The sequence below is a fragment of the Gluconacetobacter diazotrophicus PA1 5 genome, from assembly GCF_000067045.1.
GTDB lineage: Bacteria > Pseudomonadota > Alphaproteobacteria > Acetobacterales > Acetobacteraceae > Gluconacetobacter > Gluconacetobacter diazotrophicus.
In genome coordinates, this window is sequence record NC_010125.1 from 3180857 (window position 1) to 3193819 (window position 12963).

Here is a 12963-nt window from a genome sequence, read left to right on the forward strand (position 1 = left end):
GCCGGGCCCTGTCCGGGCCCGGCGGGAACAGCCTCAGCCGTTCAGTTTGTCGAGTTCGCGCACCACGGCCTCGCCCATGACAGCGGTGCTGACCGGGGCCATGCCGGGGCTCATGATGTCGGCGGTGCGCAGGCCGCTGGCCAGGACGTTGGCGACCGCCTTTTCGATCAGCGCGGCCTCGGCCTCCATCGCGAAGGAATAGCGCAGCAGCATCGAGAACGAGAGGATCTGCGCCAGCGGATTCGCGATGCCCTTGCCCGCGATGTCGGGCGCGCTGCCGTGGATGGGTTCATACAGCGCGGGCCGGCGGCCGGCGGCGTCCACCGCGCCCAGCGTGGCGGAGGGCAGCATGCCCAGGCTGCCGGTCAGCATCGACGCCAGGTCGGACAGCAGGTCGCCGAACAAGTTGCCGGTCACGATCACGTCGAACTGGCGCGGGTTGCGCACCATCTGCATCGCGCAATTATCCGCCAGCATGTGGCTGAGTTCGACATCCGCGTACTCGCGCGCGTGCAGGTCGGTCACGACCTCTTTCCACAACAGGCCGCTTTCCATCACGTTGCATTTTTCGACCGAGCAGACGCGATTGCCGCGCTGCCGCGCCAGGTCGAAGGCGACGCGGGCGACGCGCTCGATTTCCGCCGTGGTGTAGACTTCCGTGTTGATGCCGCGCTTCGTGCCGTCGGGCAGGGTCTCGATCCCGCGCGGCTCGCCGAAATAGATGCCGCCCACGGTTTCGCGCACGATCATGATATCCAGCCCGGCCACGACCTCCGGCTTCAGCGTGCTGGAATCGACCAGCGCGTCGAACACCTTGGCCGGACGCAGGTTGGCGAACAGTCCCAGTTCCTGGCGCAGTTTCAGGATCGCGATTTCCGGGCGGCGGTCGAAACCGGCCGACGCCCATTTCGGATCGCCGACCGAACCGAACAGCACCGCGTCGGCCGCCTTCGCCGCCGCGATCACCTCGTCACGAATCGGCACGCCATGCACCGCCAGCGACGCGCCACCGACCAGGTCCTCGGAAATGTCGAAGACGATGCCGCGCGTGCGGCTCATCCACGCCACGACCCGCGCGACTTCGTGCATGATCTCGGGGCCGATCCCGTCTCCGGGCAGGACAAGGAGCTTCTTGGTAACGGTCATCTCGGTCTTCCAGTAGTGACGACGGGTGCGGCGTCAGTCGATGACGATCCGCGTCTGCCAGGGCTGGGCCCGTTCGCGCGTGGCCTCGAAAGTGTCGATCGCGCCTTCGTGCTGCAGGGTCTGGCCGATATCGTCCAGCCCTTCCAGCAGCAGGTGCCGGCGCAGCGGATCGATCTCGAAGGCGATTTCGGCGCCGTCCGGGCGGATGACCACCTGGCGTTCCAGATCGACCGTCAGCCGGCCGTTGCCGCCCAGCCGCGCATCGTCCATCAGCGCGTCGCAGACCTCGCGCGGCAGCCGGATCGGCAGGATTCCGTTCTTGAAGCAGTTATTGAAGAAGATATCCGCAAAGGACGGCGCGATCACGCAGCGGATGCCGAAATCCAGCAGCGCCCACGGCGCATGTTCGCGCGACGAACCGCAGCCGAGATTGTCGTAAGTGATCAGGATGCCGGCCTGGCGATAGGGCGCCTGGTTCAGCACGAAATCGGGCTTTTCGGACCCGTCCGGATTGTAGCGCATGCCGTCGAAGGCATGCACGCCCAGCCCCGACCGCTTGGTGGTCTTCAGGAACCGGGCGGGAATGATCTTGTCCGTGTCGATGTTCGCTTCGGGCAGCGGCGCCGCGATCGCGGTCAGGACGGTGAATTTCTCCATGGCTCAGATCAGCTCCCGCACGTCTGTCAGATGTCCCGTGACCGCCGCCGCCGCCGCCATGGCGGGCGACAGCAGGTGGGTGCGGCCGCCCGGGCCCTGCCGTCCCTCGAAATTGCGGTTCGAGGTCGAGGCGCAGCGCTGGCCGGGGGTCAGCTTGTCCGGGTTCATGCCCAGGCACATCGAACAGCCTGCCTCGCGCCATTCGAAGCCGGCATCGCGGAAGATGCGGTCCAGCCCCTCCTGCTCGGCCTGGGCCTTCACGATGCCCGAACCAGGCACCACCATCGCGCGCACGCCCGGCGCGACATGACGGCCCGCCACCACCGCGGCCGCCGAACGCAGGTCCTCGATCCGGCTGTTGGTGCAGGACCCGATGAAGACGACATCCACCGGCACGCCGGCAATCGGCTGCCCGGCCTGCAGGCCCATATAGTCCAGCATGCGCCGCATCTGCCCGCGCCGGGCCTCGTCGGGCTCGGCCTGCGGATCGGGGACCGTGCCCGTCACCGGAATGACGGTTTCCGGGCTGGTGCCCCAGGTCAGGACCGGCGGAATGTCCTCGGCCCGCAATTCGACGACCTTGTCGTACTGCGCGCCCTCGTCCGCAGGCAGCGTCTTCCACCAGGCCACCGCCTGGTCGAACGCCTCGCCCTGCGGGGCGAAGGGGCGGCCGCGCACATAGTCGAACGTCGTCTGGTCGGGCGCGACCAGGCCGGCGCGGGCGCCGGCTTCGATCGCCATGTTGCAGATCGTCATCCGGCCGGCCATGTCCAGCCCGCGAATGGTCGATCCCGCGAATTCGATCACATGCCCGGTGCCGCCCGCCGTGCCGATGCGGCCGATGATCGCCAGCATCACGTCCTTGGCCGTCACCCCCGCGCCCAGCGGGCCCTCGACCACCACCTTCATGTTCCGCGCGGGCTTCTGGAGCAGCGTCTGGGTCGCCATGACATGCTCGACCTCGGACGTGCCGATGCCGAACGCCAGCGCACCCAGCGCGCCGTGGGTGGACGTATGGCTGTCGCCGCAGACGATGGTCATGCCAGGCAGCGAAATCCCCTGTTCCGGCCCCACGACATGTACGATGCCCTGGCGTTCGGACAGCAGCGGGAAATAGGGAACGCCAAATTCCCGGACATTGCGCTCCAGCGTTTCGACCTGGTTGCGGCTTTCCGGTTCCTCGATCGGCCGGGTACGGTCCGACGTCGGCACGTTATGGTCCACCACCGCGATGGTGGCGTCCGGGCGGCGCAGGCGCCGGCCGCTGGCGCGCAGCCCCTCGAACGCCTGGGGGCTGGTGACTTCATGCACCAGGTGGCGGTCGATGTAGAGAATGGCCGTGCCGTCCTCAAGCCGTTCGACGACATGACTGTCCCAGATCTTGTCGAACAGCGTGCGTGCGGCCATCGGTCTTTCTTCCTTTCTCTTCGTCATCGGATACGCCAGCGCCGCCATCCGTCACGGGGACGAATGGCGGAGCGACGAACCCGGTCCTGTCCGCGTCGCGGGCGGAGAGGCTCAGGCCTCGGCCGACACCGTCTCACGCGCGCGCTCGGCGATACGGGCCGACTTGCCGCGACGGCCACGCAGATAATACAGCTTCGCGCGACGGACGGCACCGCGACGCACGACCTTGATCTCGGCGATCGTGGGGGCATAGAGCGGGAACACGCGCTCGACGCCTTCGCCATTCGAGATCTTGCGGACGGTGAAGTTGCTGTTCAGCCCCTTGTTCGACCGCGCGATCACCACGCCCTCGTAGGCCTGGATACGCTTGCGCTCGCCCTCGACGACGCGGACGGACACGCGGACCGTGTCGCCGGGGCCGAATTCCGGCACTTCGCGGGCGGCGGAAAGGCGCGCGATCTCGTCGGCCTCATACTGCTGGATAATGTTCATGATCGAGTCCCTCGTTTCAAAACTGTCTGTCAGTGCAGCCGGTGCGCTCCAGATGTGCGGCCCACAGGTCGGGCCGACGGGTCCGGGTCGCCGTCTCGGATTCAGTCTGCCGCCATCCGGCGATGGCGGCGTGGTGGCCGGACAGCAGGATGTCGGGCACGTCGCGCCCTTCCCAGCTCGCCGGCTTGGTGTAGTGCGGATATTCCAGCAGCCCGTCGGAAAAGCTTTCCTCCGTGCCGCTGGCGTCGGAGCCCATGACCCCCGGGATCAGCCGGACGCAGGAATCCAGCAGCACCAGGGCCGCCATCTCCCCCCCCGACAGGACGTAGTCGCCGATCGAGACCTGTTCGGCACCGCAGGCCTCCAGCGCCCGTTCGTCCACCCCCTCGTACCGGCCGCACAGCACGACCAGGCCCGGGCCGCCGGCATAGCGGCGCACGTCGTCCTGGCGCAGCGGGCGGCCGCGCGGCGTGGGATAGACCAGCGGACGCCCGGCCGGCGCCACGTCGCGGATCGCGGCCGACACCACATCGGGACGCATGACCATGCCGGCCCCGCCCCCGAACGGCGTGTCGTCCACGACGCGATGCCGCCCCAGCCCGTACTCGCGCAGGTTCCGTGCCTCGACCGACCACAGGCCGCCTTCCAGCGCACGGCCGGCCAGCGACTGGCCCAGCGGGCCGGGGAACATGTCGGGGAACAGGGTCAGCACGGTGGCCCGCCAGGTCATGACGCACCCCCGGTTGCCGAAACCTCGACCTCGCCCTTGTCGGACAGGTCGCCCTGCACCTCGATCTCGTCCGGCAGGACCGCCTCGATCCGGCCGGCGGCGACGTCGACCACCGGAAAGCACGCCCGGGTGAACGGCAGGATCAGGGGTGCATGCCCCTGGCCACCGAGTTCCAGGCTGACCCCCGCGCCGTAATCATGGACGACCAGCACGCGGCCCAGCGGCGCGTCGGTGCCCTGGGCGCGGACATCCATGCCGATCAGGTCGGTGAAGTAGAATTCGTCCTGATCGGGCTCCGGCAGGCTGGTCCGCGCGACATAGAGGCGCCGGTTGACCATTGCCTGCGCGGCGTCGCGGCCCGACAGGGGCTGCCCCGCCGCGTCGCGCAGCTCGGCAATGCCGTCACCCCGCCAGCGCAGGCTCCAGACCTGTCCGTGCTCGTCGGTCAGCGCCCCATAGGCGGTCAGGTCCTCCGGCACGGCGGCGTAGCTGTGCACGCGCACCAGCCCCCGCACGCCATGCGGACGTCCCACCACACCCATCAGGATACGCTCGCGATCCACCGTTCAGCCTGCCTGTGATCCTGTCCGCGCGTCCGAATCAGGCCGCGGCAGCGGCGGCGGCGGCCGCACGCTCCTGCGCGCGCTTCTTCGGCGCCGACTTCTTCGGCTGTTCGGTGTAGGCGGGCTTCGGCGCCAGGCCGGCATTGCCCAGGAAGCGGGCGACGCGGTCGGTCGGCAGCGCGCCCTGCGACAGCCAGTGGGTGATGCGCTCGTTCACCAGGCGCACGCGGTCGGCGTGGTCGGACGGCAGCATCGGGTTGTAGGCGCCCACCTTCTCGATGAAGCGGCCATCGCGGGGCGAACGGCTGTCGGCGATCACGATGTGATAGTACGGACGCTTCTTCGCACCGGCGCGGGCAAGGCGGATCTTGAGGCTCATTGAGACGATTCTCCGAAGTGAAATTCTGAATGCGGACAAAGGCGAAGCAAAAGCGGCGGGCCGTTCATCCGAACGGACGGCCGCCGGGCGGCTTCGCCCCCTTGGGCATGAGAGCGGACATTCCCTGGCGCATGAGTCCCTTCATGCCGAGCTTGTTGATCCGCTTCATCATCGTGGACATGTCATCGAACTGCTTCAGCAGCCGGTTGACGTCCTGAACGCTGGTTCCCGACCCGGCGGCGATGCGCTTCTTGCGCGACGCCTTGATGATGGCGGGCGTCTTGCGCTCCGCCCGGGTCATGGATGAAATGATGGCCTGGTGCCGCTTCAGGACCGAGGTATCCAGGTCCTTGTCGCCCATCGCCTGCTTGATCTTGCCCATGCCGGGCAGCATGTCGAGAATGCCCGACAGCGACCCCATTTTGGCGATCTGGCGGATCTGGGCCGCGTAGTCGTCCAGGTCGAACTGGCCCTTCATCATCTTGAGGGCGAGTTTCTCGCTCTCTTCATGATCCAGGGTGTCGGCGGCCTTCTCGACCAGGCCGGCGATGTCGCCCAGCCCCAGGATGCGGCCGGCGACGCGTTCGGGGTGGAATTCCTCCAGCGCGTCCAGCTTCTCGCCCGAACCGGTCAGCTTGATCGGCGCGCCGGTCATCGCGCGCATCGACAGCGCAGCGCCGCCGCGGGCGTCACCGTCCATGCGGGTCATCACCACGCCGGTCACGCCCACGGCCTCGTTGAACGCACGGGCGGTGTTGACCGCATCCTGGCCGGTCATCGCATCGACGACCAGCAGGGTTTCGGCCGGCGTGGTCTCGGTGCGGATCGCCCGCACCTCGTCCATCAGGGCCTCGTCGATCGACAGGCGGCCGGCGGTATCGAGGATGACGACGTCATAGCCTTCGCGCCGGCCGGTATCCATCGCCCGCCGCGCGATCTCGACCGGGGTCTGGCCCGGCACGATCGGCAGGGACGCGACGCCCGCGCGTTCGGCCAGTTGCTGCAACTGAAGCTGCGCGGCCGGGCGCTGGGTGTCCAGGCTGGCCAGCAGCACCCGCTTGCGCTCGCGCGTCGCCAGGCGCAGGGCGATCTTGCCCGACGTCGTGGTCTTGCCCGATCCCTGCAGGCCGACCATCAGGATCGGCACGGGCGGGACGGCGTTCAGGTTCAGCGGAACGGCACCCGCCCCGCCCAGCGCGTCGATCAGCGCGTCATTGACGATCTTGGCGACAGCCTGGCCGGGCGAGATGCTGCCCAGCACCTCGTGCCCCACGGCACGTTCGCGGACCTTGGCGACGAAATCCTTGACGACGGGCAGCGCCACGTCGGCGTCCAGCATCGCCAGGCGCACTTCGCGCATCGCCTCGGCCACATCGGCCTCGGACAGCGCGCCGCGCTTGGCGAGGCCATCGAACACACCGGAGAGCTTGCCTGACAGCGTCTCGAACAAAAGACATTCACCCCAAAAGAAGTCGCGCCACTGCGCGAGTCTTCGCGGAGTGGCGTTCCTGATTCGGGGGAGGCTTTACGCGCCTCCCCATCACCTGTCAACGATTTCGCCGGCCCCGGGCCGGAGCGACCAGGACCGGGACGGGCTTACTACTTCCCGTCCGGGCCCTGGTCCGGCTTCATCAGCGCGCGCATCTGCTCGTGCAGGGCGTGGATCTTGTCCGCACGCTCCTTGGCCTGGGCAAGCTGCGCGGGCGTCAGGATGTCATGAATCTTCACCGCGATATCCAGCCGCTCGGCGGCTTCCGCCTGATGCGCGGCGTCGATCTGCTGCGTCAGCGCCGTCAGCTTCGCGCGGTCGACCGGGCCGGGCGTCAGCAGAAGCTCCTCGATCTGCTGGTGCAGGCCGTGAAACTGCTGCCAGTCGCCCTTGTGGTCCTTGTGCGCGGCCGCGAAGATCGCATGCAACTGCTTGTGCTGCGCCGGCGTCAGATTCAGCCCGGCCAGGAACCCCATATCGCCGTGCATGCCGCCATGGGGACCATGATGGCCCCATTCCCCGTGCATGCCGCCATCCGGCGGCGGCGCATCCTGTGCCATCGCGGCGGTACCGGACAGGCCCGCCAGCACCGTCACGGCCATGATCGTCTTCTTGAACATTATCTGAGCCTCTTTCATTCCCCGATCCGGAATCGCGATTCCGGACTGACCTCGGGAATGTAACCACGGACGCGCGTTCCGAAATCGGGCGAATATGCTACGAAATGTAAGCATGGCCGCCCCCATGTTACAGCATGGCAAATCTATCGCGATACAGTTCCACCGCCGCGCGGACGCTCCGCCGGCAGCATTTCGCCGGTCGCGGCGTAATAGACGCGCTCGGCGATATTGGTCGCGTGGTCACCGATCCGCTCCAGGTTCTTGGCGATGAACAGCAGGTGGGTACAGGACCGGATGGTACGCGGGTCCTCCATCATGTAGGTCACCAGTTCGCGGAACATGGCGGTGTACAGCTCGTCCACCGCCGCGTCGGACTGCCAGACCTCGACCGCGCCCGCGCTGTCCTGGCCGCTCATCGCGTCGATGGCGCGGCGCAGGTTCTCCTGCACCAGCCGCCCCATGCCGCGCAGGCCGCCGGTCGGCACGTCGACCGGGGCGGCCTCCACCTTCAGCGACCGCTTGGCGATGCTGGCGGCGGAATCGCCGATGCGCTCCAGGTCGCCGGTGATCTTCAGGGCCGACACGATCTCGCGCAGGTCGCCCGCCATCGGCGCGCGCAGCGCCAGCAGCCGGATCGCCAGCGCCTCGACATCGCGCTCCAGCGCATCGACCTGCGGGTCGAGGGCCTGGGCCTCGTGCGCCGCGTGGATGTCGGCCTCGACGATCGCGTCGATCGCAAGCCCGGTCTGCCGCTCGACGAGACGGCCCATGGCGGTCGTCATCCCACGCAGTTGGGTCAGCTCCTGCTCGTAGCTCTTGACGGTATGCGCCTGTTCCTTGCCCATGCTGCCCCCTGTCTGTCAGTCCGTGTCAGCCGAAGCGGCCGGTGATGTAATCCTGGGTGCGGCGTTCGCGCGGGGCGGTGAACATGCGGTCGGCGTTGTCCACCTCGACCAGTTCGCCCATGTAGAAGAACGCCACCCGGTCGGCGCAGCGCGCCGCCTGCTGCATGTTGTGCGTCACGATCGCGATCGTGAACTCGCCCTTCAGCTCGTCCAGCAGCTCCTCGATCCGCGCGGTGGAAATCGGGTCCAGCGCGCTGGTCGGCTCGTCCAGCAGGATCACCTCCGGCCGGGTCGCGATGGTCCGCGCGATGCACAGCCGCTGCTGCTGCCCGCCCGACAGCGCCAGCGCCGACGCCCCCAGCCGGTCCTTCACCTCGCCCCACAGCGCCACCCGCCGCAGCACGTCCTCCACCCGCTCGTCCATCTCCACCCGCGTCAGCCGGTCGTGCAGCCGCACCCCGAAGGCGATGTTCTCGTAGATCGACATCGGAAACGGCGTCGGCTTCTGGAACACCATCCCCACCCGCGCCCGCAGCACGTTCAGGTCCAGGTCCGACGACAGGATGTTCCGCCCGTCGAACATCACCTCGCCCGTCGCCCGCTGCCCCGGATACAAATCATACATCCGGTTCAGCACCCGCAGCAGCGTCGACTTGCCGCAGCCCGACGGGCCGATCATCCCGGTCACCCGCCGCGCCGGGAAATCCAGCGTGATGTCCTTCAGCGCGTGGTTCGACCCATACCAGAAATCCAGGTTCCGCACCGCCAGCGCCGCCGTCGACGCGGCCGCCGCCGGCACATCCTGCATCACCGTATCCCTCATGCCATCATCCTCGTGGATATCCCTTTGGGCCATCCTACCGCGCCAGGCCCGCGCGCCGGCTCCATACCCGCACCAGCACGTTCAGCACCAGCACCCCCGTCGTCACCAGCAGCGCCCCCGTCCACGCCAGTTGCACCCAGTCGTCATAGGCCGACCCGGCATACTGGTAGATCGCCACCGGCAGGCTGGCCATCGGCGCGTTCAGGTCCAGCGACCAGTTCATGTTGCCCAGCGACGTGAACAGCAGCGGCGCCGTCTCGCCCGACACCCGCGCCACCGCCAGCAGGATGCCCGTCAGCACCCCGCCCCGCGCCGCCCGCAGGCAGATCTGCAGCACCACCCGCCATTTCGGCGCCCCCAGCGCATACGCCGCCTCGCGCATCGTCAGCGGCACCAGCCGCAGCATGTCCTCGGTGGTGCGCACCACCACCGGCACGAACAGCACCGCCAGCGCCACCGCCCCCGACAGCCCCGAGAAATGCCCCACCGGCGCCACCAGCGCCAGATACACGAACAGCCCGACCAGGATCGACGGCGCCGACAGCATCATGTCCGACACGAAGCGCACCACGTTCACCACCCGCCCGTCCTGGCTGTATTCCGACAGGTAGACCCCGGTCAGCAGCCCCACCGGCGTGCCGATCGCCGCCGCCAGCCCGGTCTGCAGCAGGCTGCCCACGATCGCGTTGGCCAGCCCGCCCCCCGCACCCGGCGGCAGCGTCGCCCGCAGGAAGGTCGCGGGCGACAGCCCGGGCAGCCCCCGCACCAGCAGCGTCAGCAGGATCGAGCCCAGCGCCGCCAGCACGATCCCCGTCGCCGCCAGGCTCAGCCCCGTCGCCACCCGGTCCACCAGCCGCCGCCGCACCGCCAGCGGCCCGCCGCGCGCCCAGCCATGCCCGGCCGCCGCCGCCGTCCCCGTCATGCCCGTCGTCACGCCCGCCATCCTAGACCCCGCCCCGGCGCAGCAGCAGCCGCGAGCACGCCAGCGTCAGGAACGAGATCACCATCAGGATGAACCCCAGCGCCAGCAGCGACGACAGCTTCAGGCTGCCCGCCGGGCTCTCGGGAAATTCCAGCGCGATCAGCGACGCGATCGTGTTCCCCGGCGCGAACAGCGACCAGCCGATCCGGTTGGTGTTGCCGATCACGAACGTCACCGCCATCGTCTCGCCCAGCGCGCGGCCCATCCCCAGCATGATCCCGCCGATCAGCGCCGGGCGCGACCACGGCAGCGTCACGCTGCGCATCACCTCCCACCGCGTCGCCCCCAGCCCATACGCGCTCTCGCGCACCTGCGCCGGCATCGCCATGAACACGTCGCGCATCACCGCGCACACGAACGGCGTCACCATCACCGCCAGCACCAGCCCGCCCGTCAGCAGCCCGGTGCCATACGGCGCGCTGCGCAGCACCGCCCCCAGCACCGGAACAGGACCCAGGTGGTGGTTCACCCACGGCTGCACATACCGCGCCATCACCGGCACGATCACGATCACGAAGAAGCCCCACATGCCGAAGATGATCGACGGCACCGCCGCCAGAAGCTGCACCGCCATCCCGATCGGCGCCGCCACCACCGCCGGCGCCATCTCCACCAGCCAGAACGCAATCCCGAACGCCAGCGGCACCGCAAACAGCAGCGCCAGCACCGTCGTCACCACCGAACCGAACACCGGCGCCGCCGCCCCGAAATGCTCCGTCACCGGGTTCCACACCGTGCTCCACACAAACCCCGGGCCAAACGCCGACCACGCCGCAACGCCGCCCCACGCCAGAACCGCCACCAGGCCGCCCATCAGAACCAGAATCGACAGCGCGCACGCCCGCACCACACCCGCAAACAGGCGGTCACCCGCCACACCCGATGCCCCGCCCCACACGCCGCGCTCCGCCGCCGGGGGCGAAGGGGCCAGAATCGAGGAAGGGGGCGTCGCGGAATTGTCCATGCGGGCTCCGGCCGAAACAAAAGGTCCAGGGCGCCCGGGTCGGACGCATCGTCAGGGTCGTTCGCGCCCAACCGGCGCGGTCGCGCGACCATTACTGGACCACCCCCCGATCCCGCAACCGTCCATCGCCGAACGGCGGCCGCTTTCCGGTCGGGCGATGCCCAAACGCGACAGGCAATTGATTACCAAAGCCGCTCAGAACCTGTTTGAAAATGTGGGCTGGCGAGCGAGAGCGGCCCGAAGGGTCGCGCCCGTCGTGTGTTTTCGAGCACCGAAGCGGAGTGGCCTTATGGGCCATGAGCATCGGAGCGCAGGAAACGCGCGTCGGATCGCCACCAGCGCGCATTTTCAAACAGGCTCTCAGGCGGCGGGATCGTCCGAAATCCAGTACACCATCCGCGCCAGCGCCCGGTCCACCCCCCACCACAACAGGATGGTCATCGTCGCCAGGACCAGCAGCGCCGCGAACATCAGGTCCGTCTCGAACCGCGTATTGGCCGTCTGCATCAGGAACCCCAGCCCCGACGACGCGCCCACCCATTCCCCCACCACCGCGCCCAGGGGCGCGATGGCCGTGGCCACCCGCAGCCCGGAGGCAAAGGCCGGCAGTGCCGCCGACAGCCGCACATGCAGCAGAATCCGCCATGGATGCGCGCCCATCGTCCGGGCCAGGTCCAGCCATCCGGGCGGCGTGCGCCGCAGCCCGTCGAAGAAGGACGAGGTGACGGGAAAGAAGATCACCAGCACCGCCATCACCACCTTCGAGGCGATGCCGAAGCCGAACCACAGCACCAGCAGCGGGGGCCAGGGCGAAGACCGGCACCGCCTGGCTGAGCAGCAACCAGCGGCATCATCCAGCGCCGGACCGGACCGGACGCCGTCATCAGCACCGCCAGGACCGCGCCGCCGGCGGTGCCCAGCGCCAGGCCCAGCACGGTTTCCAGCAGCGTCGTCCCCGCTGCCGCGACCAGCAGGCCGCGCTGCGTCCACAGGGCGCGCGCCACCTCGGCCGGCGGCGGCAGCAGATAGGGCGGCACCCCGCCCAGGCGCACGACACCCCACCACAGCAGGACCAGCCCGCACAGCGTGCCCAGCGGACGGCCCACCCTCGTGACGATGCTCATGCGGGGCTCATGCGGGGGCCGCGTCCAGCAGGCGCCGCATCAGGACACCCTGGGCATGCAGCACGCCGTCATCGTCGGCCGGGCGGGGAATCGCGCCAGGGGGCGCCGCGACCAGGGCAAGGCGCGCGGGCCGGCCCGTCAGCAGCAGGATCGCCTGGCCCAGCCGGCAGGCTTCCAGCGGATCATGCGTGATCAGCACCACCGTGCGGCCCTGCAGCATCCCGGCCGCCAGATCCTGCATCCGTGCGCGCGTCACGCTGTCCAGGGCGGAAAACGGTTCGTCCATCAATACGACGGGACGGTCTTCATACAGGGTGCGGGCCAGCGCCACGCGCTGGCGCATGCCGCCCGACAGTTCGGCAGGCAGCGCGGCCAGCCTGTCGCCCAGACCCATCCGGCGCAACAGGTCCGCCGCCCGGTCGCGATCGGGGCGCCGGCCGCGCAGCCGGTCCCCCAGCGTCACGTTGTCGACGGCCCGGGCCCAGGGCATCAGCAGGTCCTGCTGGCCCATCCAGGCCACGCGTCCCGCCAGGGGGGCGCCGTCATCGGCCGTGATCTGCCCGGTAGCGGGTGCATCCAGCAGGGCGATCGCGCGCAGCAGGCTGGTCTTGCCCACCCCGCTGGGACCCAGCAGCACGGAGAACGCGCCGGCCGGCAGGGTCGCGTCCAGGCCGGAGAAGACGGCCCGGCCGCCATGCGAGACACCGAGATCCTGAAGCCGGATCGCCGGGGCGCGCATCAC

At 69.1% G+C, this 12963-nt stretch carries 14 protein-coding genes and 1 pseudogene; all 15 read right to left on the reverse strand.

Annotated features, from left to right (window positions below; translation table 11 throughout):
- Window positions 1-33: 33 nt before the first annotated feature.
- Window positions 34-1146 carry a 3-isopropylmalate dehydrogenase gene (gene leuB / locus GDI_RS14635; protein ID WP_012227436.1) on the reverse strand — a complete coding sequence of 371 codons (1113 nt, stop codon included), beginning with the start codon at window positions 1144-1146 and terminating at the stop codon, window positions 34-36.
- Window positions 1147-1179: 33 nt separating this feature from the next.
- Window positions 1180-1803, reverse strand: coding sequence for a 3-isopropylmalate dehydratase small subunit (gene leuD / locus GDI_RS14640; RefSeq protein WP_012227438.1), 624 nt, complete (start codon window positions 1801-1803; stop codon window positions 1180-1182).
- Window positions 1804-1806: 3 nt separating this feature from the next.
- A complete protein-coding gene (gene leuC / locus GDI_RS14645; RefSeq protein WP_012554863.1) occupies window positions 1807-3210 on the reverse strand; it encodes a 3-isopropylmalate dehydratase large subunit in 1404 nt (467 codons plus the stop codon).
- A gap of 111 nt (window positions 3211-3321) precedes the next feature.
- Entirely contained in the window at window positions 3322-3702 is a 381-nt protein-coding gene (rplS, locus tag GDI_RS14650; protein ID WP_012227442.1) for a 50S ribosomal protein L19, read from the reverse strand.
- A gap of 16 nt (window positions 3703-3718) precedes the next feature.
- A complete protein-coding gene (gene trmD / locus GDI_RS14655) occupies window positions 3719-4432 on the reverse strand; it encodes a tRNA (guanosine(37)-N1)-methyltransferase TrmD (protein ID WP_012227444.1) in 714 nt (237 codons plus the stop codon).
- Complete coding sequence (gene rimM, locus GDI_RS14660) at window positions 4429-4995, reverse strand: ribosome maturation factor RimM (RefSeq protein ID WP_012227446.1); 567 nt, start codon at window positions 4993-4995, stop codon at window positions 4429-4431. The genes trmD and rimM overlap by 4 nt, the downstream gene beginning before the upstream one ends.
- Before the next feature lie 37 nt (window positions 4996-5032).
- A complete protein-coding gene (rpsP, locus tag GDI_RS14665; protein ID WP_012227448.1) occupies window positions 5033-5374 on the reverse strand; it encodes a 30S ribosomal protein S16 in 342 nt (113 codons plus the stop codon).
- Between the two features lie 64 nt (window positions 5375-5438).
- Window positions 5439-6824 (reverse strand): signal recognition particle protein, encoded by a 1386-nt coding sequence (ffh, locus tag GDI_RS14670; RefSeq protein ID WP_012227450.1) that lies wholly within the window; start codon window positions 6822-6824, stop codon window positions 5439-5441.
- Between the two features lie 149 nt (window positions 6825-6973).
- Window positions 6974-7501, reverse strand: a complete 528-nt coding sequence (locus GDI_RS14675; protein WP_012227452.1) for a Spy/CpxP family protein refolding chaperone — start codon at window positions 7499-7501, stop codon at window positions 6974-6976.
- Window positions 7502-7626: 125 nt separating this feature from the next.
- Window positions 7627-8328 (reverse strand): phosphate signaling complex protein PhoU, encoded by a 702-nt coding sequence (phoU, locus tag GDI_RS14680; RefSeq protein WP_012227453.1) that lies wholly within the window; start codon window positions 8326-8328, stop codon window positions 7627-7629.
- Between the two features lie 25 nt (window positions 8329-8353).
- Window positions 8354-9151, reverse strand: coding sequence for a phosphate ABC transporter ATP-binding protein PstB (pstB, locus tag GDI_RS14685; RefSeq protein WP_012554499.1), 798 nt, complete (start codon window positions 9149-9151; stop codon window positions 8354-8356).
- Window positions 9152-9185: 34 nt separating this feature from the next.
- Window positions 9186-10094, reverse strand: a complete 909-nt coding sequence (gene pstA, locus GDI_RS14690; RefSeq protein WP_012227455.1) for a phosphate ABC transporter permease PstA — start codon at window positions 10092-10094, stop codon at window positions 9186-9188.
- A 1-nt stretch (window position 10095) separates the two neighbouring features.
- Window positions 10096-11097, reverse strand: a complete 1002-nt coding sequence (gene pstC, locus GDI_RS14695) for a phosphate ABC transporter permease subunit PstC (RefSeq protein WP_012227456.1) — start codon at window positions 11095-11097, stop codon at window positions 10096-10098.
- A gap of 360 nt (window positions 11098-11457) precedes the next feature.
- A pseudogene (locus GDI_RS14700) lies at window positions 11458-12221 on the reverse strand (ABC transporter permease).
- Between the two features lie 7 nt (window positions 12222-12228).
- Complete coding sequence (locus tag GDI_RS14705) at window positions 12229-12960, reverse strand: ABC transporter ATP-binding protein (protein WP_012227457.1); 732 nt, start codon at window positions 12958-12960, stop codon at window positions 12229-12231.
- Window positions 12961-12963 lie beyond the last annotated feature (3 nt).

Bases quoted from the DNA above. Each gene is read 5' to 3' on its own strand.
- leuB (WP_012227436.1), bottom strand. From the start codon at position 1,146: ATGACCGTTACCAAGAAGCTCCTTGTCCTGCCCGGAGACGGGATCGGC.
- leuD (WP_012227438.1), bottom strand. From the start codon at position 1,803: ATGGAGAAATTCACCGTCCTGACCGCGATCGCGGCGCCGCTGCCCGAA.
- leuC (WP_012554863.1), bottom strand. From the start codon at position 3,210: ATGGCCGCACGCACGCTGTTCGACAAGATCTGGGACAGTCATGTCGTC.
- rplS (WP_012227442.1), bottom strand. From the start codon at position 3,702: ATGAACATTATCCAGCAGTATGAGGCCGACGAGATCGCGCGCCTTTCC.
- trmD (WP_012227444.1), bottom strand. From the start codon at position 4,432: ATGACCTGGCGGGCCACCGTGCTGACCCTGTTCCCCGACATGTTCCCC.
- rpsP (WP_012227448.1), bottom strand. From the start codon at position 5,374: ATGAGCCTCAAGATCCGCCTTGCCCGCGCCGGTGCGAAGAAGCGTCCG.
- GDI_RS14675 (WP_012227452.1), bottom strand. From the start codon at position 7,501: ATGAAAGAGGCTCAGATAATGTTCAAGAAGACGATCATGGCCGTGACG.
- phoU (WP_012227453.1), bottom strand. From the start codon at position 8,328: ATGGGCAAGGAACAGGCGCATACCGTCAAGAGCTACGAGCAGGAGCTG.
- pstB (WP_012554499.1), bottom strand. From the start codon at position 9,151: ATGAGGGATACGGTGATGCAGGATGTGCCGGCGGCGGCCGCGTCGACG.
- pstA (WP_012227455.1), bottom strand. From the start codon at position 10,094: ATGGCGGGCGTGACGACGGGCATGACGGGGACGGCGGCGGCGGCCGGG.
- pstC (WP_012227456.1), bottom strand. From the start codon at position 11,097: ATGGACAATTCCGCGACGCCCCCTTCCTCGATTCTGGCCCCTTCGCCC.
- GDI_RS14705 (WP_012227457.1), bottom strand. From the start codon at position 12,960: ATGCGCGCCCCGGCGATCCGGCTTCAGGATCTCGGTGTCTCGCATGGC.